Origin of the sequence: Burkholderia sp. D-99 (genome assembly GCF_011605345.1) — a bacterium.
GTDB lineage: Bacteria > Pseudomonadota > Gammaproteobacteria > Burkholderiales > Burkholderiaceae > Burkholderia.
In genome coordinates this window covers 436,915-457,720 of the sequence record NZ_JAAOXM010000001.1, presented here as the reverse complement: position 1 = coordinate 457,720, position 20,806 = coordinate 436,915, and the positions used below count along the sequence as shown (strand labels likewise).

At 67.0% G+C, this 20,806-nt stretch carries 15 protein-coding genes and 1 pseudogene; 7 read left to right on the top strand and 9 right to left on the bottom strand.

Annotation, left to right across the window (positions count from 1 at the left end):
• Positions 1-12: 12 nt before the first annotated feature.
• The gene (gene nirB / locus HAV18_RS01975) at positions 13-2,610 is read right to left on the bottom strand and encodes a nitrite reductase large subunit NirB (RefSeq protein ID WP_166951981.1); all 2,598 of its coding nucleotides are present in this window, start codon (positions 2,608-2,610) and stop codon (positions 13-15) included.
• A 21-nt stretch (positions 2,611-2,631) separates the two neighbouring features.
• Positions 2,632-3,957: an MFS transporter gene (locus tag HAV18_RS01970; protein WP_166951978.1), complete on the bottom strand. Its 1,326-nt coding sequence runs from the start codon at positions 3,955-3,957 to the stop codon at positions 2,632-2,634.
• 674 nt (positions 3,958-4,631) lie between these two features.
• Between HAV18_RS01970 and cobA the strand changes: the two genes are divergently transcribed.
• The 7 genes from cobA (at position 4,632) to HAV18_RS01935 (ending at position 10,680) form a co-directional block, all read left to right on the top strand.
• Positions 4,632-5,402 carry a uroporphyrinogen-III C-methyltransferase gene (cobA, locus tag HAV18_RS01965; RefSeq protein ID WP_166951975.1) on the top strand — a complete coding sequence of 257 codons (771 nt, stop codon included), beginning with the start codon at positions 4,632-4,634 and terminating at the stop codon, positions 5,400-5,402.
• Between the two features lie 165 nt (positions 5,403-5,567).
• Positions 5,568-6,164 (top strand): ANTAR domain-containing response regulator, encoded by a 597-nt coding sequence (locus HAV18_RS01960; protein ID WP_166951972.1) that lies wholly within the window; start codon positions 5,568-5,570, stop codon positions 6,162-6,164.
• A 5-nt stretch (positions 6,165-6,169) separates the two neighbouring features.
• A complete protein-coding gene (locus tag HAV18_RS01955; RefSeq protein WP_166951968.1) occupies positions 6,170-7,222 on the top strand; it encodes a CmpA/NrtA family ABC transporter substrate-binding protein in 1,053 nt (350 codons plus the stop codon).
• 121 nt (positions 7,223-7,343) lie between these two features.
• Positions 7,344-7,943 (top strand): uracil-DNA glycosylase family protein, encoded by a 600-nt coding sequence (locus HAV18_RS01950; RefSeq protein ID WP_166951964.1) that lies wholly within the window; start codon positions 7,344-7,346, stop codon positions 7,941-7,943.
• 60 nt (positions 7,944-8,003) lie between these two features.
• The gene (locus tag HAV18_RS01945; RefSeq protein ID WP_166951959.1) at positions 8,004-8,795 is read left to right on the top strand and encodes a YkgJ family cysteine cluster protein; all 792 of its coding nucleotides are present in this window, start codon (positions 8,004-8,006) and stop codon (positions 8,793-8,795) included.
• 119 nt (positions 8,796-8,914) lie between these two features.
• Positions 8,915-9,856, top strand: a complete 942-nt coding sequence (locus HAV18_RS01940) for a helix-turn-helix transcriptional regulator (protein WP_166951955.1) — start codon at positions 8,915-8,917, stop codon at positions 9,854-9,856.
• A gap of 125 nt (positions 9,857-9,981) precedes the next feature.
• Entirely contained in the window at positions 9,982-10,680 is a 699-nt protein-coding gene (locus tag HAV18_RS01935) for a fumarylacetoacetate hydrolase family protein (protein WP_166951951.1), read from the top strand.
• A gap of 182 nt (positions 10,681-10,862) precedes the next feature.
• Here the strand turns inward: HAV18_RS01935 and HAV18_RS01930 are convergent.
• From HAV18_RS01930 to HAV18_RS01900, 7 genes and pseudogenes are all read right to left on the bottom strand, one after another.
• Positions 10,863-11,297: pseudogene (locus HAV18_RS01930) on the bottom strand (DUF4303 domain-containing protein); the annotation flags it as partial.
• Positions 11,298-11,447: 150 nt separating this feature from the next.
• On the bottom strand, positions 11,448-12,659 hold the full coding sequence (locus HAV18_RS01925; protein WP_166951947.1) for a Bcr/CflA family efflux MFS transporter: 1,212 nt from the start codon (positions 12,657-12,659) through the stop codon (positions 11,448-11,450).
• Positions 12,660-12,886: 227 nt separating this feature from the next.
• A complete protein-coding gene (locus HAV18_RS01920; RefSeq protein WP_166951944.1) occupies positions 12,887-14,500 on the bottom strand; it encodes a trypsin-like peptidase domain-containing protein in 1,614 nt (537 codons plus the stop codon).
• 258 nt (positions 14,501-14,758) lie between these two features.
• Positions 14,759-15,628 (bottom strand): DUF6708 domain-containing protein, encoded by an 870-nt coding sequence (locus HAV18_RS39570; protein ID WP_208101641.1) that lies wholly within the window; start codon positions 15,626-15,628, stop codon positions 14,759-14,761.
• 146 nt (positions 15,629-15,774) lie between these two features.
• Complete coding sequence (locus tag HAV18_RS39565; protein ID WP_208101639.1) at positions 15,775-16,644, bottom strand: DUF6708 domain-containing protein; 870 nt, start codon at positions 16,642-16,644, stop codon at positions 15,775-15,777.
• A gap of 122 nt (positions 16,645-16,766) precedes the next feature.
• Entirely contained in the window at positions 16,767-17,636 is an 870-nt protein-coding gene (locus HAV18_RS39560) for a DUF6708 domain-containing protein (protein ID WP_208101637.1), read from the bottom strand.
• A 15-nt stretch (positions 17,637-17,651) separates the two neighbouring features.
• On the bottom strand, positions 17,652-20,804 hold the full coding sequence (locus HAV18_RS01900) for a T6SS effector BTH_I2691 family protein (RefSeq protein ID WP_166951941.1): 3,153 nt from the start codon (positions 20,802-20,804) through the stop codon (positions 17,652-17,654).
• Positions 20,805-20,806 lie beyond the last annotated feature (2 nt).

Sequence of the window (20,806 nt, the reverse complement as noted above, 5' to 3'; positions counted from 1 at the left end):
TGTCGGTCAGGGTCAAACGGTTGCGGGTTCGGTTGCGGCTTGCGCCGCGCCTGCGGCGACGACGGGAATCGACACGGGCTTGCCACCCGCGCGTTCGCCGGGTGTCGCGGGCCGGATCTGGCCACGCGTCTCGACGAATTCGATGGTCGTGTCCGGCGCATCGCTGTTCACGAAGTGACGGAAGCGCTTGCGCGTGTCGGGATCGGTCACGGCCTTCTTCCACTCGCATTCGTAGGTGTCGACCACGTGCTGCATGTCGGCTTCGAGTTCAGCCGCGATCCCGAGCTTGTCGTTCACGACGACATCCATCAGGTAGTCGAGGCCGCCTTCGAGGTTGTCGCGCCACACGCTCGTGCGCTGCAGCCGGTCGGCCGTGCGCACGTAGAACATCAGGAAACGGTCGATATAGCGCACCAGCGTGGCGCGGTCGAGATCGGACGCGAGCAGCTCCGCGTGGCGCGGCTTCATCCCGCCGTTGCCGCATACGTACAGGTTCCAGCCCTTCTCGGTCGCGATGACGCCGACGTCCTTGCCTTGCGCTTCCGCACACTCGCGCGTGCAGCCGGACACGCCGAACTTGATCTTGTGCGGCGCGCGCAACCCCTTGTAGCGATTCTCCAGGTCGATCGCGAGGCCGACCGAATCGTCGACGCCGTAGCGGCACCACGTCGACCCGACGCACGACTTCACGGTGCGCAGCGCCTTGCCGTACGCGTGGCCCGATTCGAAACCGGCCGCGATCAGCTCCTCCCAGATCGACGGCAGCTGCTCGACGCGCGCGCCGAACAGGTCGACACGCTGACCGCCGGTGATCTTCGTGTAGAGCCCGTACTTCTTCGCGACCTGGCCAACGGCGATCAACCCTTCCGGCGTGACTTCGCCGCCCGGCATACGCGGCACGACCGAATACGTGCCGTCGCGCTGGATGTTCGCGAGGTAGTAGTCGTTCGAATCCTGCAGCCCTGCGTGCTCCTTCTTCAGCACGAATTCGTTGAAGCACGACGCGAGGATGCCCGCCACCGCCGGCTTGCACACGTCGCAGCCGAGCCCGTGGCCGTGCTTCGCGAGCAGTGCGTCGAAGGTCGTGATGCGCTCGACGCGGATCAGGTGGAACAGCTCCTGGCGCGAATGCGGGAAGTGCTCGCAGATGTGGTTGTTGACCGCGAGGCCCTGCTTCTTCATCTCGGCCTTCATGATCTGCGTGACGAGCGGCACGCAGCCGCCGCACGACGTACCGGCGCCCGTACACGTCTTCAGCGCGCCGAGGCTCGTCGCGCCGTCGGCGACGGCCGTGCAGATCTGCGACTTCGACACGTTGTTGCACGAGCAGATCTGGGCGCCGTCAGGCAGCGCGTCGACGCCGAGCGCCGGCTTCGCGACACCGTCCGACGACGGCAGGATCAGGAATTCCGGCGACTCGGGCAGCTCGATGCGGTTCAGCATCATCTGCAGCAGCGTGCCGTATTCGGCCGCGTCGCCGACCATCACCGCGCCGTGCAGGAACTTGCCGCAGTCGGACACCACGAGCTTCTTGTAGACCTGGCGGCGCTCGTCCGCGTACTGGTAGGTGCGGCTGCCGGCCGTCGTGCCGTGCGCGTCGCCGATGCTCGCAACGTCGACGCCCATCAGCTTCAGCTTTGTGCTCATGTCGGCGCCCGCGAATGCAGCCGCGCCCGTGCCATCAGCGCTGCCTGCAAGCTGCTTCGCGACCACGCGCGCCATGTCGTAGCCGGGGGCGACGAGGCCGTACACCATGCCGTTCCACGCCGCGCATTCGCCGATCGCATAGATGTCGGCGCCGCTCGTGCGGCAGGCGTCGTCGATCGCGACGCCGCCGCGCGGGCCGATGTCGAGCCCGCACGCACGCGCCAGTTCGTCGCGTGCCCGGATGCCGGCCGAGAACACGATCATGTCGGCGTCGAGGTGCGAGCCGTCGGCGAACGCCATCCGGTGCGTGCCCTCCTCGCCATCGACGATCTCGAGCGTGTTCTTGCCCGTGTGCACGGTCACGCCGAGCGACTCGATCTTCGCGCGCAGCATCCGGCCGCCGCCGTCGTCGACCTGCACGGCCATCAGCCGCGGCGCGAATTCGACGACGTGCGTGTCGAGCCCCATGTCGCGCAGCGCCTTCGCGCATTCGAGGCCGAGCAGCCCGCCGCCGACCACGACGCCGCGCGTCGCGTGCTCGCCGCACGCCTGCATCGCTTCGAGATCCTCGATCGTCCGGTACACGAAGCAGCCCGCGCGATCGTGCCCCGGCATCGGCGGCACGAACGGGCGCGAACCCGTCGCGAGCACCAGCTTGTCGTACGCGAGCGTTTCGCCGGACACGAGCGTGACCGTATGCGCGGCGCGGTCGATCGACGCGACGCGCGCATTCAGGCGCAGGTCGAACTGCGGATGACGCTCGAAGAAACCGGGTTCGACGAGCGACAGGTCGTCCGCCGACTTGCCCGCGAAGAATTCGGACAGGTGCACGCGGTCGTAGGCCGGGCGCGGCTCCTCGCCGAGCACGGTGACCTGCAGCGTGCCCGCGGTGCCCGCTTCCGCCGCGACGCATTCGAGGAGCTTGTGGCCGACCATGCCGTGGCCGATGACGATGAGTTTCATGATGACGTTTCCTTCGGTCGATCAGTTCGCGACGCTGCTGGCAGCCAGCGCGCGATCGCGCAGCTCGGCTTCGCGTGCCTTGTGTTCTTCGCTGAAGCGCACGGCCATCGCGCACAGCGCAGTGGCGGTGACGGCCAGGCCGAGCAGGCTCAGCGTGTACTGCACGTCGCCGACGCCTTTCAGCAGGAAACTTGCAGCGACCGCGCCCACGTTGCCGCCCGCGCCGACGATCCCCGCGACGCCGCCGAGTGCCTTGCGGTCGATGAAGGGCACCAGCGCGTAGGTCGCGCCGCAAGCCATGTGCGTGAAGAGGCCGAACGTGAGCATCGCGACGAGTGCGATGCCGACGCTTTGCGCATGCGAGAACCAGATCAGCCCGAGCCCTTCGCCGACGATCAGCGCGCACAGCAGCGTCGCGCGCACGTCGAGGCTGCGGCGCGCGGCGATCTTGTCGGACAGCCAGCCGCCGAGCGCACGGGCGAACAGGGCGAGCAGCCCGAACAGGCCGACCGCGAAACCGGCGTCCTTCAGCGAGAGGCTGAAGTGATCGACGTAGTACAGCGCGGCGATGTTGTGGATGAACACCTCGACGCCGAAGCACGCGCCGTACGTGACGAACAGCATCCACACGCGATAGTTGCCGCAGGCCGCGACGAAGCTCGCCCAGCCGCCCTTCTTGCCGCTGTCGACCGTCACGCCTTCCTTGCGCAGCGCGACGAAGTCGCCTTGCGGGCAATCCTGCGTGAAGCGCCAGTACGCCCAGGCCATCACGAGCATCGCGACGCCCGGCACGAACAGCGCGATACGCCACGACGAATCGTCGCCGAAGCCGAGCATCAGGCCGGCGGCCACCAGCAGCGGCATCAGCGCCTGCGTCGCGCCCGCGCCGGCATTGCCCCAGCCGGCCGTCGTCGCGTTCGCGGTGCCGACCACGTTCGGCGCGAACATCACCGACGTGTGGTACTGCGTGATCACGAAGCCCGCGCCGATCGCGCCGATGCCGAGCCGGCAGATCAGGAACGACAGGTAGTCGTGCGTGAACGACACCGCGAACACGGGAATCGCGCCGAGCAGCAGCAGGCCGACGTACACGCGGCGTGGGCCGAAGCGGTCGCACAGCGGGCCGACCAGCAGCCGCACGGCGATCGTCGCGGCCACGGCCGCGATGTTGATGTTGGCGACCTGTGCGGCGCTCAGGTGGAATTCGCGTGCGATCAGCGGCATCAGCGGCGCGCACGCGAACCATGCGAAGAAGCACACGAAGAACGCCATCCACGTCAGGTGGAACGCGCGCATCGGCGCGGTGCGGAAGCTGAAGAGATCGATACGGGTAGCTTTGTCGGTCATGTCATCCGCCAAACGAAAAACGGCGTCCTGCGCACCCGGTCTCGTCGAGACCCGATGCGTAGGACGCCGTTGCCCATGAAGCCCGTTGCCGGGCGCGTCTAGTAATCGGTACTGCGGACGAATCGCCATTGATCCGCCCGAACCAGCTTACGCAAACGCCGTGCCATGTCGACGCGAATCGGCCCTGCAGCCCCGCCGCGCAAGGCGCATCGGGCGCCGTGCGACGCGCGGCGACACCCGGCGCCCGATGCGCCTTGATGCAGCGAGGCACAGATGTGGTGCGCTGCAGCACTGTCGCCGTGCGACATCGCGGTGCGCGCTGGCGGGGCACGATGCACGCCGATGCGGCATTGCGGCTGCCCGCGCGCGGCGGCCGCCTGCGCGCACGGGGCCCGCACGGGGCCATCATGCGGCGCGGTGCGCGCCTTCCCGCCTCGCCGGCGTGGCTTGCCGTGCCGGTTGGCCCGGATATTGCTGAACCCGATGCATGACACCGGCAACGGCGCCGGTGGGCAGTCCCCGCAAACCAGACCCGTCGCGCAGGCGGGCCGACCAGGACAACGGCGTCCCCCCGTGCGCGGCACGGCCGGATGCCGGTGCGTTTCGACCGCCCGCCGCCGCCGCGCAGACAACGCGCTATCGGCCGCCACATGCAGGCGGCACTGGAACACGACATGACGACAGGCAAAGTCACGCTGCTGGGCGCCGGCCCCGGCGATCCCGATCTCCTTACACTGAAGGCCGTGAAGGCGCTGGCCGCTGCCGACGTGCTGCTGCTCGACGATCTCGTCGCGCCCGGCATCGTCGAACTCGCACCGCAGGCGCGCGTGATCCGCGTCGGCAAGCGCGGCGGCTGCCGCTCCACGCCGCAGGCGTTCATCGAGAAGCTGATGCGCCGCCACGCGCTGCGGGGCGCGCACGTGGTGCGCGTGAAAGGCGGCGATGCGCTGCTGTTCGGGCGAGCCGGCGAAGAACTCGCCACGCTGCGCGCCGCCGCGATTCCGGTCGAGATCGTCAACGGCATCTCGTCGGGATTCGCGGCTGCCGCGAGCCTCGGCATCTCGCTCACGCACCGCGAGCATTGCCACGGCGTCACGTTCGTCACCGCCCACCGCCAGGACCACGGCGAACCCGACTGGGCGCGTCTCGCGGCGGCCGGCACCACGCTCGCGATCTACATGGGCATGAGCCGCGTCGACAGCATCGCCGCCGGCCTGCTCGCCGTGCTGCCGGCATCGACGCCCGCCGCGGCCGTGCAATGGGCCGGCACGCCCGACGAACGCCGCTGGACCGGCACGCTCGGCGATCTCGCGCGCGGCATCGACGAAGCACGGCTCGGCAGTCCGGCCGTGATCCTCGTCGGCGGCGCGATCGGCGAAGCGGCCGTGCAGGACGTGCCGGACGCGGGGGCCGCGATCGAAACGGCCTTGTCCCGGGCCGCGTAGCATGCGCGACACCACGCGGCACCGGCCGCCCACCTATCATGAAGACAGCGGCACCGTTCGCACCGGCCGCCGGGTCGCCGTGCGCGGCGCCGACACGATGTCCGCACGGGGCCACCGCCTCCCATCGGCGCATCGCGCCATGATTTCGCCGCCGCCGTTCGCGTCATGAGTACGCCTGCTTCCTCCACCCGCCTGCGCGTGCTGCTCGTCACCGATACCGACAAGCCGATCGGCGAGCTCGGCGATGCGCTCGCGCAGCTCGGCTACGACATGCTGAACGACGTCGCGACGCCCGCGCGCCTGCCGGCCGCCGTCGAGGAGCAGCATCCCGACGTCGTGATCATCGATACCGATTCGCCGTCGCGCGACACGCTCGAACAGCTCGCAGTTATGCATGCCACCGCGCCGCGCCCCGTGCTGATGTTCAGCCACGACGCCAACCAGTCGCTGATCCGCGCAGCGGTCGGCGCGGGGGTCAGCGCGTATCTCGTCGAAGGGCTGTCGGCCGAACGCCTCGCACCGATTCTCGAAGTCGCGCTCGCACGCTTCTCGCACGACGACGCGCTGCGCCGCCGGCTTGCGGATGTCGAGCGAGAACTCGCCGAACGAAAACTGATCGACCGCGCGAAACGGATGCTGATGGACCAGCGCAGGCTGTCCGAACACGACGCGTACGCGGCGCTGCGCAAGCGCGCGATGGATCAGGGCCTGCGCATCGTCGACGTCGCGCGGCAACTGCTCGACGCAACACCCGAGTCATGACCGCTATGGATACCTCCTCTCCCGTCGCGCCGGAACGCGCGCATCTTCGCCTCGGGTTCGTCGCGCTGAGCGACGCGGCCCCGCTGATCGTCGCGCAGCGCCTGAACCTCGGTGCGCGGCACGGCCTCACGCTCGAACTCAGCCGCCAGCCGTCGTGGGCCGCCGTCCGCGACAAGCTGCTGAGCGGCGAGCTCGACGCCGCGCATGCGCTGTACGGGCTCGTCTGCGGGCTGCAGCTCGGGATCGGCGGCCCTCAGGCCGACATGGCCGCGCTGATGGTGCTGAACCGCAACGGCCAGGCGATCTCGTTGTCGCGCGGCCTCGCCGACGCCTATCGCGGCAGCGGCAGCGTGCGCGACGCATTCGCGACGCTCGGCCGCAAGCCGCTCCTCGCGCAGACGTTCCCGACCGGCACGCACGCGATGTGGCTGAACCACTGGCTCGCATCGCACGACGTCGACCCGCTGCGCGACGTGCGCAGCGTCGTGATCCCGCCGCCCGAGATGGTGGCCGCGCTCGCCAGCGGCGAACTCGACGGCTTCTGCGCCGGCGAGCCGTGGCATGCGGTGGCCGAGGCCTGCGGCGCCGGGCGGACCGTTGCCGTCACGAGCGAGATCTGGCCCGATCATCCGGAGAAGGTGCTCGCGGCCCGGCGCGATTTCGTCGCGCTGTACCCGGCCACGGCCCGCGCGCTGATCCGCACGCTCGTCGATGCCTGCGCATGGCTCGACAGCGCCACGCACCGGCGCGAGGCGGCCGACTGGCTCGCGTCGCCCGATGCGCTCGGCGTGCCGGCCCGGCTGATCGCGCCGCGCCTGCTCGGCGACTACGGATCAGGCCCGTTCGCCGTGCCGCCGCTGCCGATCCGCTTTCACGACGGCGGCACCGTGAACCGCCCCGATCCGCGCGAAGGCCAGTGGTTCCTGTCCCAATATCGGCGCTGGGGCATGCTCGACGGTTCGCACGACGACGCGGAGATCGCACGGGCGATCGCGCAAACCACGTTGTATGATGCTGCCGTCGCCGAAAGCGGCGCACCGGGCCCGTCGCGGGCGTAAGGCGCGCCGCGTGATGCAGGCGGCGCGCGCTCCCGCGCCACGCCTGTCCGGGCCGCCTGTCGGCGCCCGCCACGCGCCCCCGGGTGACGCCGCATGACCACTCCGTCCCCGATCAGATTCGATGCCGAAACCCACGCGCGCGCCGCTCGACGTGCTGCTCACTGAAATCCGCGCGTGCCGTGCCTGCGAAGCCGACCTGCCGCTCGGCCCGCGCCCGGTCGTGCGTGCCCATCGCGACGCGCGCATCCTGATCGTCGGGCAGGCGCCGGGCGCACGCGTCCATGCGAGCGGCATCCCGTGGGACGACGCGAGCGGCAAGCGGCTGCGCGGCTGGCTCGACGTCGACGCCGACACCTTCTACGACGAGACGCGCTTCGCGATCGTGCCGATGGGCTTCTGCTACCCGGGCCGCGGTGCCAGCGGCGACAACCCGCCGCGCCCCGAATGCGCGCCGCTGTGGATCGACCGGTTGCTCGCCGAGTTGCCGTCGATCCGGCTCACGCTGCTGATCGGCCAGTATGCGCAGCGGCATTTCCTGCGCGACACGCGCAAGGCCACGCTGACCGACACCGTACACGCATGGCGCGACTACGGCCCCGGCGTGCTGCCGCTGCCGCATCCGTCGCCGCGCAACCAGGCGTGGTTCAAGCACCACCCCTGGTTCGACGCCGACGTCGTGCCCGAGCTGCGGCGCCGAGTCGCGCCGCTGGTCACCCGGTAAACGAAACCATTGCCCTGTCGCGACGCTTCGCGACATCCCCGTCATCCGAATCGAAACAGAATGAACGACACCCCCACCGACCTCGACTTTGCCTGCAACGGCTGCGGCGGATGCTGCCGCGACCTGCGCATTCCGCTGACGATCGACGAGGCCACTGCGTGGCTGCAGCGCGGCGGCCACGTGGAACTGCTGTGCGATGCGATGCCGTGGCTCGTCGAGCCCGAGCCCGACAACGCGTTCGCCGCGTACAAGCGCGTGCGCTCGACCGCCGCGCTCAGCGGCTCGCTGCCCGTCCGCATCACGGTCATGCTCACCGCGACCCATGCCGGGCCGTGCCCGAACCTGCTCGACGACCTGCGATGCGCGATCTACGACGAGCGCCCGCTCGTGTGCCGGATCTATCCGGCCGAAGTGAACCCGTTCGTACCGCTGGCCCCGGCCGGCAAGCAATGCACGCCCGACGCGTGGCAGCAGGCGCCGTTCGTCCGCGGCGGCACGATTGTCGACGCGGCTACCCGCGAGAACATCGCACGTTCGCGTGCAGCGAGCGAAGCCGAGACGCCGCTGCGGGCACGGCTTTGCGCGGCATTGGGGATCGATACGGCGGCGGTTGCCAACGAAGGGTTCGCGATCCATGCGCCGCCGGCCGCCACGCTGCTCGCGGCGCTGACGGCACTGCGCGCAGCGGAGCCGGCGCCGGCTCCGGCCCGCGCCGACGACGCCATCGCGTGGACGCTGGTGTCGAACCGTACGTCGACGGTGGATGCGCTCGTGTCGGTCGGCGCGACCAGTCAGCGTGCAGGTAGCGGCAACCCGCACGCGAGTTATCTCGGCTTCCACCCGGACGAATGACCGCCGCGCGGCACGCCGCGAGCGACACCGGGCAACGCCGCACGGCCGCACAGGTCGCCGCCACGCCCGGTTCGCTGTACCATCGCGGCTCATCCGCGTCACGATCAGCAGAATCCTTCATGCCCTCCACCGCCCCGCCGCGCCTGTACGGGATGCCCGAACGCAGCGACCGGCTCGACTTCTACATCCGCGACCAGGCGTCGCGCCAGGCCATCACCGAGCCGCACCGGCACGCGTATTTCCAGATCCAGTTCAATCTCGGCGGCGACACCGAGCAGCGGATCGGCGGCGTCACGCGGCCGTTTCCGCGCGGCGCGCTTGCGTTCGTGCTGCCGCACCGTGAGCACCTGATCCCGCATCCGGAAGGTGCGCACTTCATCGTGATCAACTTCAGCCAGGCGTTCCTGCGAGCCGACCTCGACGTCGATCCGCTCGACCTGGAGGACGTGCCCGCCCACCGCTTTCCCGAGCTGACGCCGTTCCGCTTCCAGGAACACCTCGATTTCATCCTGACCGGCGACACCTACGACGAAGCGCGCCGCCTCGCGCTGTGCATGCTCGATACCGATCGCGTGCGCACGTTCGGCTCGACCACGTTGCTGCGCGGCTACCTGCTGCAACTGATCGGGCTCGTCTGCACGCAGTACGCGGGGGCACTCGACAAGCTCGCACAGCGCGGGGCCCAGCGCGCGGGCCGGCGCGACGCGCTCGCGCGCGTGCTGCGGCACGTGCGCGCCAACCTGACCCGCGAGGACCTGACGCTTGCCGCGACCGCCGAGGCCGCGTTCCTGTCGCCCAACTACCTCGCGCACCTGGTCCGCAAGGAAACCGGCAGCACCTTCACCGATCTCGTGACCGAGCGCCGGATCGCGCTCGCGCAATCGCTGCTGGCCCACACGAGCCGGCGCATCGCGGATATCGCGCGCTCGGTCGGCTTCCGCGACGAAGGGTATTTCGCGCGGCGCTTCCGCGCGCGGGTCGGCGTGTCGCCGAAGGCGTACCGCGACGCAAATGCCGCGCTGCCCGACGGCGACGACACGCCGACGGCGGCCGACGCGTAGTTTTGTCCCGGTAAAACGCAGTTGTGTCGCATCCGGCCGCACGGGCGTCGGGTATCGTTGCACGCATGCCGGCCCGTGCGCCGCACGGGCGCGGCACCCGTCTTCCCACCGAACGAGGCCATCCGATGTCCGCTTATGTCATCGACGCTGCCGAGCGTCCTTCCGTCGAAGTCGAACAGTCGTCCGCGCGCTTTCCGGTGCGCCGCGTCTTCTGCGTCGGCCGCAACTACGCCGACCACGCGCGCGAAATGGGCGCCGATCCCGACCGCGAACCGCCGTTCTTCTTCACGAAGCCGGCCGACGCGATCGTCCCGGCCGGCGGCACCGTCCCCTATCCGCCGCTGACCAACGACCTCCATCACGAAATCGAGCTGGTCGTCGCGATCGGCAAGGATGGCCGGTCGATCGACCCGGCCGACGCGCTGTCGCACGTGTGGGGCTACGGCGTCGGCGTCGACCTCACGCGCCGCGACCTGCAGGCCGAAGCGAAGAAGCTGAGCCGTCCGTGGGATTGGGCAAAGGGCTTCGACGCGTCGGGGCCCGTGACCGCGCTGCGCGCGGCGTCGGCCACCGGCCACCCGGCGACGGGCCGCATCTGGCTCGCGGTCAACGGCGAAACGCGCCAGCAAGGCGACCTCGCCGACATGATCTGGGCCGTGCCCGACGTCATCGCGTATGTGTCGCGCTCGGTCGAGCTGAAGGCCGGCGACCTGATCTTCACCGGCACGCCGGCCGGCGTCGGCGCGCTGCAGCCCGGTGATCGCGTCACGGGCGGCGTCGACGGTGTCGCGACGTTCGAGTTCGTCGTGGGCGCGAAGCCGTAACGCCGTAAGCCGTCACGCAGCAAGCATGGCGGCCGCCCCGCCGGGGAGGCCGCCGTGCGATGTCCCTGCCGGTCAATCGTAGCGGCGCAGGAATGCGTCGGCGACGGCCGGTGGATTCGCGCTTTCGCCGATTCGTGTTCCAACGCCTCGGCAGCGCTGTCGTCGCTGATCGACACGAACAACGTAATCGCCGCCCTTTCGTCGCCCGCGCCGAACAGGCCCTCGCGGTCGAGCACGCGCAACGCCTCGATCATGTCGGCATGCAGTTGCCGGGAAAATGCCGGAAATCGCGACATCGCAAACTGCGGGCTCAGCACCTCATCGGCCAGCTTCCCGCAGAGCGCGTTGAACGGCGACGCTTCCGCCGACTCGTACGCCCACTCGGAAAAACTCCACGCAAACCATGGGGCCGGATCGTTGTCCGCCACCGTCTGCTGTGCGCGGAGCCGGGCCAGCCCTTCCACCGTGTTGGCCGCCGGCACCACCGTCATCGCACTGCTGTCGGTATAGAGCGCGAACGCGTAGAAATGCTCGTCCGGATGCAGCGCCCGCAGCGCCTTGAAGGTCGCCCTCGCCGCGTCCGCAATGCCCCTCTGGAAATCGGAAAAGTCGTTCATCGCATCGTCGTCCTGTCGCCCTGGATGCGTCGGGGAATACGGCTCGGCGCGCGGAGGGTTCGTCTGCTTCCGGTATTCGGTCGATTGTCCGCCAATCGCCCGCGTCACGGTAGCGTGCCGGCACCCCTGCCCGGTTCCGCGCGCCTGCGCTCACCGCCCGGCATCCCGCGCCTCGAACACCCGAACGCAGACGGCCGCCGCCAGCGCGATCGCGGCCGACAGCAGCATCATCGCCAGCGGTGCATAGCGGGCGTTGCCAGCCGTCAGCACCGCGCCCGTCAGCGACGAAAGCGCGGCGCCGCCGGCGATCGTCATCGCGCCGGCCAGCCCCGACGCGCTCCCGGCCAGCTCCGGGCGCACCGACACCGCGCCGGCATGCGCGCCGGGATTGGTCAGCCCGTTGCCGATGCCGACCAGCACGCACGGCCCGAACCACGCGATCGCCTGCGTCGCGCCGCCGAACATCAGCGCGAGGCCGAGCAACGGCCCCGCACACGCGACGATCCGCCCGCACAGGATCGTCGCGGCCAGCGCGTAGCGGCGCGCGTAACGCGCGGCCAGGAAGCTGCCGCACACGAAGCCGGCCGTGATGGTCCCCATGTAGAAGCCGATCTCCGCGGGCGCGATGCCGAACACCGTCTGCGCGGCGAGCGGCGCGCCGGCCAGGAACGCGTAGAACGAGCCGGTCGAAAACGCCATGCAGAGCGCATAGGCCCAGAAACGGCGCGCACGAAGCAGTGCCGGATACGCACGAAGCTGCTGCCCGAGGCTCGACGACCGGTTCGCATGGGTCTCGGCGAAATCGAACGCACACCAGACGAACAGCGCGATGCCCGCCACGCCGAGCAGCCAGAAGCTCGCGCGCCAGCCCAACGTCTGGTCGAGCGCGCCACCGAGCGTCGGGCCGAGCATCGGCGCGAACGCGGCCGCCATCGCCGCATAGCCGATCCGGCTCGCTGCGCGCGCACCGCCGCCGGTGTCCCGGATCGTCGCCATCGACACCGGATAGGCCGACGTGATCGCCGCCTGCATCAGCCGGCATGCCAGAAACGCCCGAATATCGGTCGCCATCGCGCAGCCGAGCGAGCCGAGCGCGAACACACCGACGCTCGCCAGCACGACCGGCCGCCGCCCGAACCGGTCCGACAGCGGCCCCATCACGAACTCGAGCGACGCGGCCACCGCCGCGTATCCGCCGAGCGACAGCGCGACGAGCGCATAGTCGGTGTGCAGGTCGCGCGCGATTGCCGGCAACGACGGCAGGAACAGGCTCAGCGGCAGCACCGAGAGCGCGCACAGCAGGATCAGCGTCGCGTGTCTCGGCGACGCCCGTTCGGAAGCGATCGGCAGGTTCGATTGCAAGCGGATGCCCTCCGCGCACATGCCGCACGGCCGTGCGCAATGCAAAAAAAAGCCCCCGAGCGAGTCGGGGGCGCATGGGTGCCGGCGCGGTGCCGCTACCGGACCCTGCGCCTGTGGACTACTACGATGAAGCAAGCCGTTTTCATGCCGAATGGCTCCTGAATGCCGGGCTGACTGCCCGCGATATCGAACGATGTTAGGCGGGCAACACCCGCCACGTCAACGCCCTAACGCGCCCGCACCGACACGAACTTCCGCGCGTTGTTGCGCTGGATCAGCACCGCGATCACGCTGCCGCCGTTCGCTTCGAGCGACTGCACGTCGTCCGGTGTCTCGAGCAGCGTGTCGTTGAGCTCCAGCACGACATCGCCCGGCTGGATGCCCGCGTTGGCTGCCGGGCCGTGCACCGCGTCCACCATCATCCCGACCGCGAGCCCCGTCGAGCGGCGCTCGTCGTCGCTCAGCGCGTGCATCGTCAGCCCGAGACGGTCGCCGCCGTCGCCCGCGCCGGCTCCCGCGCCCGGTCGTGCGGCCGCCTTCGGCGCGGCCATGCCGATGGTCGGCCCCGCGTTGCCGGCGGCCTCGTCGGCACCCGTGATCGTCAGCATCACCGGCGCGCGGTTGCGGATCAGCCGCAGCGGCGCCTTCTGGCCGGGCGGCAGCGCGGCGGCCAGGTCGTTCAGCTCGGCCGAGCGGCCGATCGTCTTGTCGCCCAGCTTCACGATCACGTCTCCGGGCTTCACGCCGGCCGCGGCGGCCGGCGAGCCGGGCGCGACGCCGTTGACGAGCGCGCCCGCCGGACGCGGCAGCCCGAACGCCGCGGCCAGCCCGATCCCGACATCCTGCACGTCGACGCCGATCGCATTGCCGGACGACGACTCGCCCGGCGCCTGGGACTGCTGCGCCTGCATCTGCTTCTGCAGTTGCGCACGCACCTTTGCGGCAAACGCGATCGGGATCGCGAACGTCGTGCTCGCGTAGCGGTCGGTGCCCGTATAGACCTGCACCGCGATGCCGATCACGTCGCCCGCGCGGTTGAACACGGGGCCGCCCGAGTTGTCGGGGTTCGGCGCGATGTCAGTCTCGAAGAACGGGAATGCGCTGCCGTCCGGCAGCCGGTGCGACGTGGCGCTGACGATGCCGGCCGTGACCGTGTTGCCCGATCCGTCCGGCGCGCCGATCGTCATCACCGGCTCGCCCGCCCGTACTTTCGACGAATCGCCGACGCGCACGAACGGCAGCTTCGTCGCGTTGACGCGCAGCACGGCGACGTCGCTTTGCGGATCGACGGCCAGCACGGTCGCCTTGAATTCGCGGCGGTCGGTGAGCCGCACCGTCACGTCGGTCGCATCGTCGACCACATGGGCCGAGGTGAGAATCAGGCCGTCGGCGCTGACGATGAAGCCCGAACCGCTACCCGATACCGCGCGCGGTGCCGTGTCGGGCGCCGGCGCCTGTGGAGCCTGTGGAGCCTGTGACGCCAGTGGCCCCAGTGCTGGCCCCTGCGCTGGCGGCGGCGCTGGCGGCGGCGCGTCGTGCCGGAAGAATGCGGTGAGCGGATCGTCGGGATCGAGAATCGCGAAGGACGGGCCGCCGGCCTGCTGCTCGGGTGCGGCGGTCATGATGGTCACGACTGCCGGGCCGTAGCGGTCGACGATAGCCGGAAAATCGACCGGCATCGCGTAAGGCGCTGCAGCCGGCCGCTGCTTCATGGGGTGTGGCGCGACGGGCGGCGAGAGGGTTCCGGCAAGGGCGGCCGGCGGGGGCAGCAAACCGCCGGCAAACACGCCCCCGATCAACGCGGTGCGAAGCACGGCGCGAGCAAGCGTCTGGCGAACCACGGTGCACCTCCCCCGGGAGTCACGGCGCCGACATGCGCGAGACGCGCAGGCGCCCGACAAACCCCGGTACACGCATCCATTTATAGTCCACGCGGCCTGTTCGAACATACGAATCGAAACCCGAATGCCGGGCGGCGCGGCAGGCGCGGAGCCGCGACGGCGTTCGTTTCGAACAAAGTGCGCGGTTCGTCAATCCGCACAAGTCCGATTGTCGTGCGCGACGGCTAACTTGCCGCACCGCCGAGAGACGGTATCGCGTCAAAGGTTGGCGGCTTCCTCTATCTTGATCGCCGCGCCGCCGGCAGCGGCAATGATCTCCACCGGGAACTCGGGCAGCTTGCCGGTACCTGTCCGGCGCAACGCTTCTCCACGCGGGATCGGAGGGCCGTCCTCCTCCATGTAACGCCGGATATGTTCAAACAGCCGCCAGAGCATTGCGTCTTCCCACCACCCGGCGTAGCCGATATTGACGATCTCGGCGCACGACTGGGGATTGCCAACCTCGCCCCACAACAGCGACAGGAAATAGGATTCACGGCCCGCCGCCCCCGTAAATTGCGTCCATTTGTACGATCGAACCTTCACGTCGTCCCACGCGCGCGTGCGTACGGCTCCTGCCCCGCCTTTCTCCCAGAATCGCCAGAACGACGGCGTTACATAAGGAATGAAGCTCACGTTGCGATCTTTCCGGTTGAAAAGAACGGGAAGATCCCGGGGAGAAAAAAGCGCTATTCGGAGGCAAAACACCGCAAACAAAAGGAACAGCATCGTGGCGGCAGACACGAAGACGCCGAAGACCGGGATTTTGAGCAAGGCCAGCACCGCCAGGTAGCCGATGCCCCCCGCACCGAGCAGCCCGATCAGCACGCCAAGCATCAGATACACCGTTTTCCCGCCGGCGCCCATCGGCGTACCAACTTCGATCGCATTCGGGTAGATGTTCAAAAGGGCGTCGCAGGCGCTGGCCATTTCGTGAGCAGGTCGCCGCTTGTCATCGCTTGCCACCCGCCACGGTGGCGTGACGCCCTGCCGGGTATTCGCCAGTTTCCCGGGGAATTTATTGAAATACGGATCCGCTTGATTCCATTCCGGCAACAGCACGCGGTAGTCGCTCTTCTCGTTTTTCATTTCGATGTCCCGGAACCGTACGCTCTACTATCTCGGCAATTTCGATATCGCCGACGGAGTGATGATCGAGCCGAACATGAGTGTCATCACGTCCAGCCACACGCTTGAACCGCGAGAGCAGCAAGCCTTCGCTATCGCGAAACCGATCAGAGGTTCACCGCCCCCTCTACCTTGATCGCCGCGCCGCCGGCAGCGTCAATGATCTCCGCCGGGAACGTGGGCAACTTGCCGGTACCTGTCCGGCGCAGTGTTTCTCCGCGCTGTATCGGGGGGCCGTCCTCCTCCATGTAGCGTCGAATGTGCTCGTACAATCGCCACAGCATCGCGTCTTCCCACCATCCCGTGTAGCCGATATTGACGATCTCCGCGCATGACTGCGGATTGCCGGCCTCGCCCCACAACAGCGACAGGAAATAGGATTCCCGAGCCGCCGCCCCCGTAAACTGCGTCCACTTGTAGGATCGAACCTTCACGTCGTCCCACGCGCGCGTGCGTACGGCCCCTGCCCCGCCTTTCTCCCAGAATCGCCAGAACGGTGGCGTTACATAAGGAATGAAGCTCACGCTGCGATCTTTCCGGTTGAAAAGAACGGGAAGATCCCGAGGAGAAAAAAGCGCCGCTCGGAGGCAGAACACACCACACAAAAGGACCAGTAAGGTGAAAAGGCAGACGACGACACCGAGAACTGGGACTTCCTGCAAGACCAGCACCGCCAGGTAGCCGAATCCCCACGTACCGAGCAGCCCCATCAGCGTACCGATCAGCAAAAACACCGTTTTCCCGCCGGCGCCCATCGGCGTACCAACTTCGATCGCATTCGGGTAGATGTTCAAAAGGGCGTCGCAGGTGCTGGCCATTTCGTGAGCGGGTCGCCGCTTGTCGTCACTTGCCACTCGCCACGGAGGCGTGACGCCCTGCCGGGTATTCGCCAGTTTCCCGGGGAACTTGTTGAAAAACGGATCTGCTCGATTCCATTCTGGCAAAAGCACCCGGTAGTCACTCTTCTCGTTTTTCATTTCGATGTACCGGAACCGTACGCTTTACTATCTCGGCAAATTCGATATCGCCGACGGAGTGATGATCGAGCCGAACATGAGCGTCTTCACGTCCAGCCATCCGCTCGAACCCGCGAAACCGATCAAAGGTTCACCGCCTCCTCTACCTTGATCGCCGCACCGCCCGCAGCGGCAATGATCTCCGCCGGGAAGGTGGGCAGCTTGCCGGTACCTGTCTGGCGCAACGCTTCTCCACGCGGGATCGGGGGGCCGTCCTCCTCCATGTAGCGCCGGATATGTTCATACAGCCGCCAAAGCATCGCGTCTTCCCACCATCCGGTGTAGCCGATATTGACGATCTCCGCGCACGACCGCGGATTGCCTGCTTCACCCCACAACAGCGATAGGAAATAAGATTCCCGAGCCGCCGCCCCAGTAAATTGCGTCCACTTGTAGGATCGAACCTTCACGTCGTCCCACGCGCGCGTGCGAACCGCCCCTGCGCCGCCTTTCTCCCAGAATCGCCAGAACGGCGGCGACACATAGGGAATGAAGCTCACGCTGCGATCTTTCCGGTTGAAAAGAACGGGAAGATCCCGCGGAGAAAAGAGCGCTGCCCGAAGGCAAAACACCGCAAACAAAAAGAACGGCACAGTGGCAACGGACATGAAGACGCCGAAGACCGGAATTTTTAGCAAAGCCAGAACTGCCAGATAGCCGATGCACCCCGTGCCGAACAGCCCGATCAGCACACCAAGCATCAGATACACCGTTTTCCCGCCGGCGCCCATCGGCGTACCAACTTCTATCGCATTCGGGTAGATATTCAAAAGAGAGTCGCAGGTGCTGGCCATCTCGTGAGCAGGTCGCAGCTTGTCATCGCTTGCCACTCGCCACGGTGGCGTGACGCCCTGTCGGGTATTCGCCAGTTTCCCGGGGAACTTGTTGAAATACGGATCTGCTTGCTTCCATTCCGGCAACAGCACGCGGTAGTCGCTCTTCTCGCTTTTCATTTCGATGCCCATCTCCTAGTTCGGCAGCCGTTCGCTCAGAACCTCGTCTCCATCCTTCGTTTCCACGGCCACTTCGGCATACGCCCCGCTGAATTCAATGACACTCAGATCGAGCGACAGCCGAATGTCCTGATCCTGATCTTTCACCCCGGCGTTCAGTTTCGCGAGCGCCGAAGCGCCACCTACCGCTAGCCCTGAAGGCCGCGCGGAGCCGCCTGTGCGTTCCAGCAACAGCGTCGTCCCGCCTTTCTTGCTCTTGCCGTAGATGCGTGCAACCCAGTCCAGTTGCGCCCGCAACCCCACGGGGATACGCAGGCGCAAATATACCTCCCGATAATCCATCGGATTGCTATTGCTGCCGCCGGGCATAGGCAATCCTCCCATCATGCCAGCGGCCGCGCTCCGGCCAGCGATATCCCAAAAGCCGTCCTTGTAGCTGAAGTCGACACTGATCCCCAGCAACAACTTGTTCGATTCTTCCTGCTCGCGAGCCATACTCCCCCACTTGTCGCTCGCACTTCCCCAGATTGTGCGTGCCGCCCATTCTTCCGCGGGCCGATTCTGCAGAAGCTGGGCCAAGAAACCCGCAGCCATACCAACAGCAACCAACACCAGCCCCCATCCAGTCCAGGAAAGGCCGTAGCCGCCCGTCACGGTAATGACGCCGATCGCTTCGAGAAAGCCCGCCCCGCTGGCCACGGTCGCCCCCAAAAAGAACAGCGTCTGAACCGCATAGGCAGTAAAGGCGCCCATGTTGTCCCGCGTATATCTCGAGGCAGCTTTCATGGCCGCGGTCGCGGCATCAAATCCAGCGGCAATCGTGGCGGCTACGCCTGTCAATATCTTCGTGCGCAACGCAGCGCCAACCGCTTCCCATTTCTTGGCGGCGGCATTCCCGACTTCGAACAACGCGGTAGCGCAACCCATCGCCGCCGACCCGATGCCGAGAATACCCTCCAGCCGCTCGTCGTCATTTCCGTACCTGTATTTGTCCATCGCATCCCGCAGGCTCAGGACCTGCAGCCATCCGCCCGCGACCGACAGCACCGCGCCTCCCTCGCGCATCAATTCGCCGACCTTGCGGGCAAACTTCCTGAGTTCGCCCATGTCAGCCGGCAACTGCGCAACGGCGGTCGTCGTAACACTGACCTGTTCGAAGACGAATACCTCGACGGTCCCACCTTTTCCCGACACGTCGAAAGCACCACCGCCGCTTCTTGAAACACTGACGGTACGCGTGTCACCCACCTTCGACGTCGATTTGCCACCACCTTCGGGACTGTTTTTCGCATTGGCGACTTCACGCCAGTAAAACTTCGCCTGCTTGTACGACGCCTTGACCCGCGTGACGCGAATGCCATCCTTGGTGGCACTGATGATGCCGATTCTTGCTATCCCCACCTCGACTTTCCTGACGAGATCCGGGGACGGCGGATTCTTGAGACCGCGCAACGCAAGACTGGAAGCGCTCAGCAATGACACCAAGCTGTAACTCCATAGCGAAGCCAGCGTCCGCAAATACGGCAGATTGCGTGCCAGGGCCCCGACCAGCTGTCCACCCTCGTGCTTTTTCTCGAGCTCCTCGATCACGTCGAAAAACGCCTTGGATTCATCGATCGTCTTGGATCGCTGATCCTTGTCCTTGAACCACGTGAAGAAATCCTGCTGGTTGCCGAGCATCGCTCGGATCATCAGGTTGTTCTTGTCGTCCGGATTGTCCTTCATGAAATCCGCGTACCACTGCAGGCCGACGTCGGTCTTGTGGCCGCCATGGCACACCTTGCCCACCAGTACCGCGTAGTAGACACCGTCCTGCCGCGTCGTGTCGTCACAATCGTGTTCGGTCACCAGCTTGCGCGCCCCGCTTTGCAACCACGCTCCGTAATCCGGCTCGATCGTCGCAAGCAATCGGCTGTCGTCGTTGCACGCGGACTGGTACTGGTCCAGGAATTTCTGATATTTGTCACCCAGCTTCTTCTTGATCTGCTCCGCCGGCAGTTCGTCCTCCGGTATCGCGACGATGCCCATCGACGGGTTCGTATAGGTGCCGGCGAACATCCCCGATCCGGAGATCGTCTGCGGCATGAAGGTCGCGCCCGGCGGGAGATTCCCGCTCGCCTTCATCGCGTCGAACTGATCCCTGGCCATGTAGGTGTTCGGGTCACCCTGCATCCCGGACAGATTGCCGATATGGCTGTATTGCTGCTGCATCGTCTCGACCAGGCCCTTGATGCACAGCGCCGACTGCAGCTTCCAGTAGCCTTTGTCCGTCATCATCGTCTTGGCCTTCTTCGGCACGGTGATACGGAAGTTCGCTGCCTCATACGTCACACCGATCGCATCGGGTACGCTGACGATCATCGCCTTGCCGATGTCGAACGTCTGGCTTTTCTTGACGATCTCGACAGCCTGGTCGTAAATGTCCTTCGCCGTTTCGCGACGCCCTCCCTTCGGGTCCATTCGCGCCGGCTTCCTCAACGGAAACACATTGTCGTCGCCATACAGCGCAGCCGACGCCACCGGATAGTTCGCGTTGTACTCTTCGACGATCTTGCCGATTTCGGCCTCTGTCAGCGGGGCCGAACGATCGCATTTCGCCTGCGGCGCATCGATGCACACCATGCGCTGTCGCCGCAGCGTTTCGTTCTTGGGATTTCCATATGCATTCCGAATCTTCTCGCTCCATGGCGTATCGCTGAATCCGATCCACACACGCTGCGTCTCGGATGCATTCGGGATGACGAACAGCATGGCAGCTGCATAACCGGCAGTGCGCTGGCATGCGAACACGGGTGCGTTGCCAGGCAAGGGCAATTCGCTGAGCGAATAGGGCGTCATGTAGCCACCGTCGTCGACCTGGAATGCCTGCCACCCCTTCTGCTCCTTGAGCTCCGGGGTGTGCGGTCGCTCGTAATACGCGTAGACATAACCACCGCGCAAGGTTCGCATCGTGTAGCCGAAGTAACTCAACCCGACGTCGGCAACACCTGGCTTCAGCTTCGCGATCGCGCCTTTCTTCGCATCGGCATATTTTTTTTCGGCCAGCGCCGGCCTGACCAGCAAAACCGGCAAGCCGGCCTTCACGCATGACGGGCACCCGCCTGCGGAACAGTGCGGCGCACCGGCGGCGGCGGCATTCGCGTTCTGCGCATATTTGCCATCTGACATGA

Bases quoted from the DNA above. Each gene is read 5' to 3' on its own strand.
- HAV18_RS01970 (WP_166951978.1), bottom strand. From the start codon at position 3,957: ATGACCGACAAAGCTACCCGTATCGATCTCTTCAGCTTCCGCACCGCG.
- HAV18_RS01945 (WP_166951959.1), top strand. From the start codon at position 8,004: ATGAACGACACCCCCACCGACCTCGACTTTGCCTGCAACGGCTGCGGC.
- nirB (WP_166951981.1), bottom strand. From the start codon at position 2,610: ATGAAACTCATCGTCATCGGCCACGGCATGGTCGGCCACAAGCTCCTC.
- HAV18_RS39565 (WP_208101639.1), bottom strand. From the start codon at position 16,644: ATGAAAAACGAGAAGAGTGACTACCGGGTGCTTTTGCCAGAATGGAAT.
- HAV18_RS01940 (WP_166951955.1), top strand. From the start codon at position 8,915: ATGCCCTCCACCGCCCCGCCGCGCCTGTACGGGATGCCCGAACGCAGC.
- HAV18_RS01950 (WP_166951964.1), top strand. From the start codon at position 7,344: ATGCCGAAACCCACGCGCGCGCCGCTCGACGTGCTGCTCACTGAAATC.
- HAV18_RS39560 (WP_208101637.1), bottom strand. From the start codon at position 17,636: ATGAAAAGCGAGAAGAGCGACTACCGCGTGCTGTTGCCGGAATGGAAG.
- HAV18_RS39570 (WP_208101641.1), bottom strand. From the start codon at position 15,628: ATGAAAAACGAGAAGAGCGACTACCGCGTGCTGTTGCCGGAATGGAAT.
- HAV18_RS01935 (WP_166951951.1), top strand. From the start codon at position 9,982: ATGTCCGCTTATGTCATCGACGCTGCCGAGCGTCCTTCCGTCGAAGTC.
- HAV18_RS01955 (WP_166951968.1), top strand. From the start codon at position 6,170: ATGGATACCTCCTCTCCCGTCGCGCCGGAACGCGCGCATCTTCGCCTC.
- HAV18_RS01960 (WP_166951972.1), top strand. From the start codon at position 5,568: ATGAGTACGCCTGCTTCCTCCACCCGCCTGCGCGTGCTGCTCGTCACC.
- cobA (WP_166951975.1), top strand. From the start codon at position 4,632: ATGACGACAGGCAAAGTCACGCTGCTGGGCGCCGGCCCCGGCGATCCC.
- HAV18_RS01900 (WP_166951941.1), bottom strand. From the start codon at position 20,804: ATGTCAGATGGCAAATATGCGCAGAACGCGAATGCCGCCGCCGCCGGT.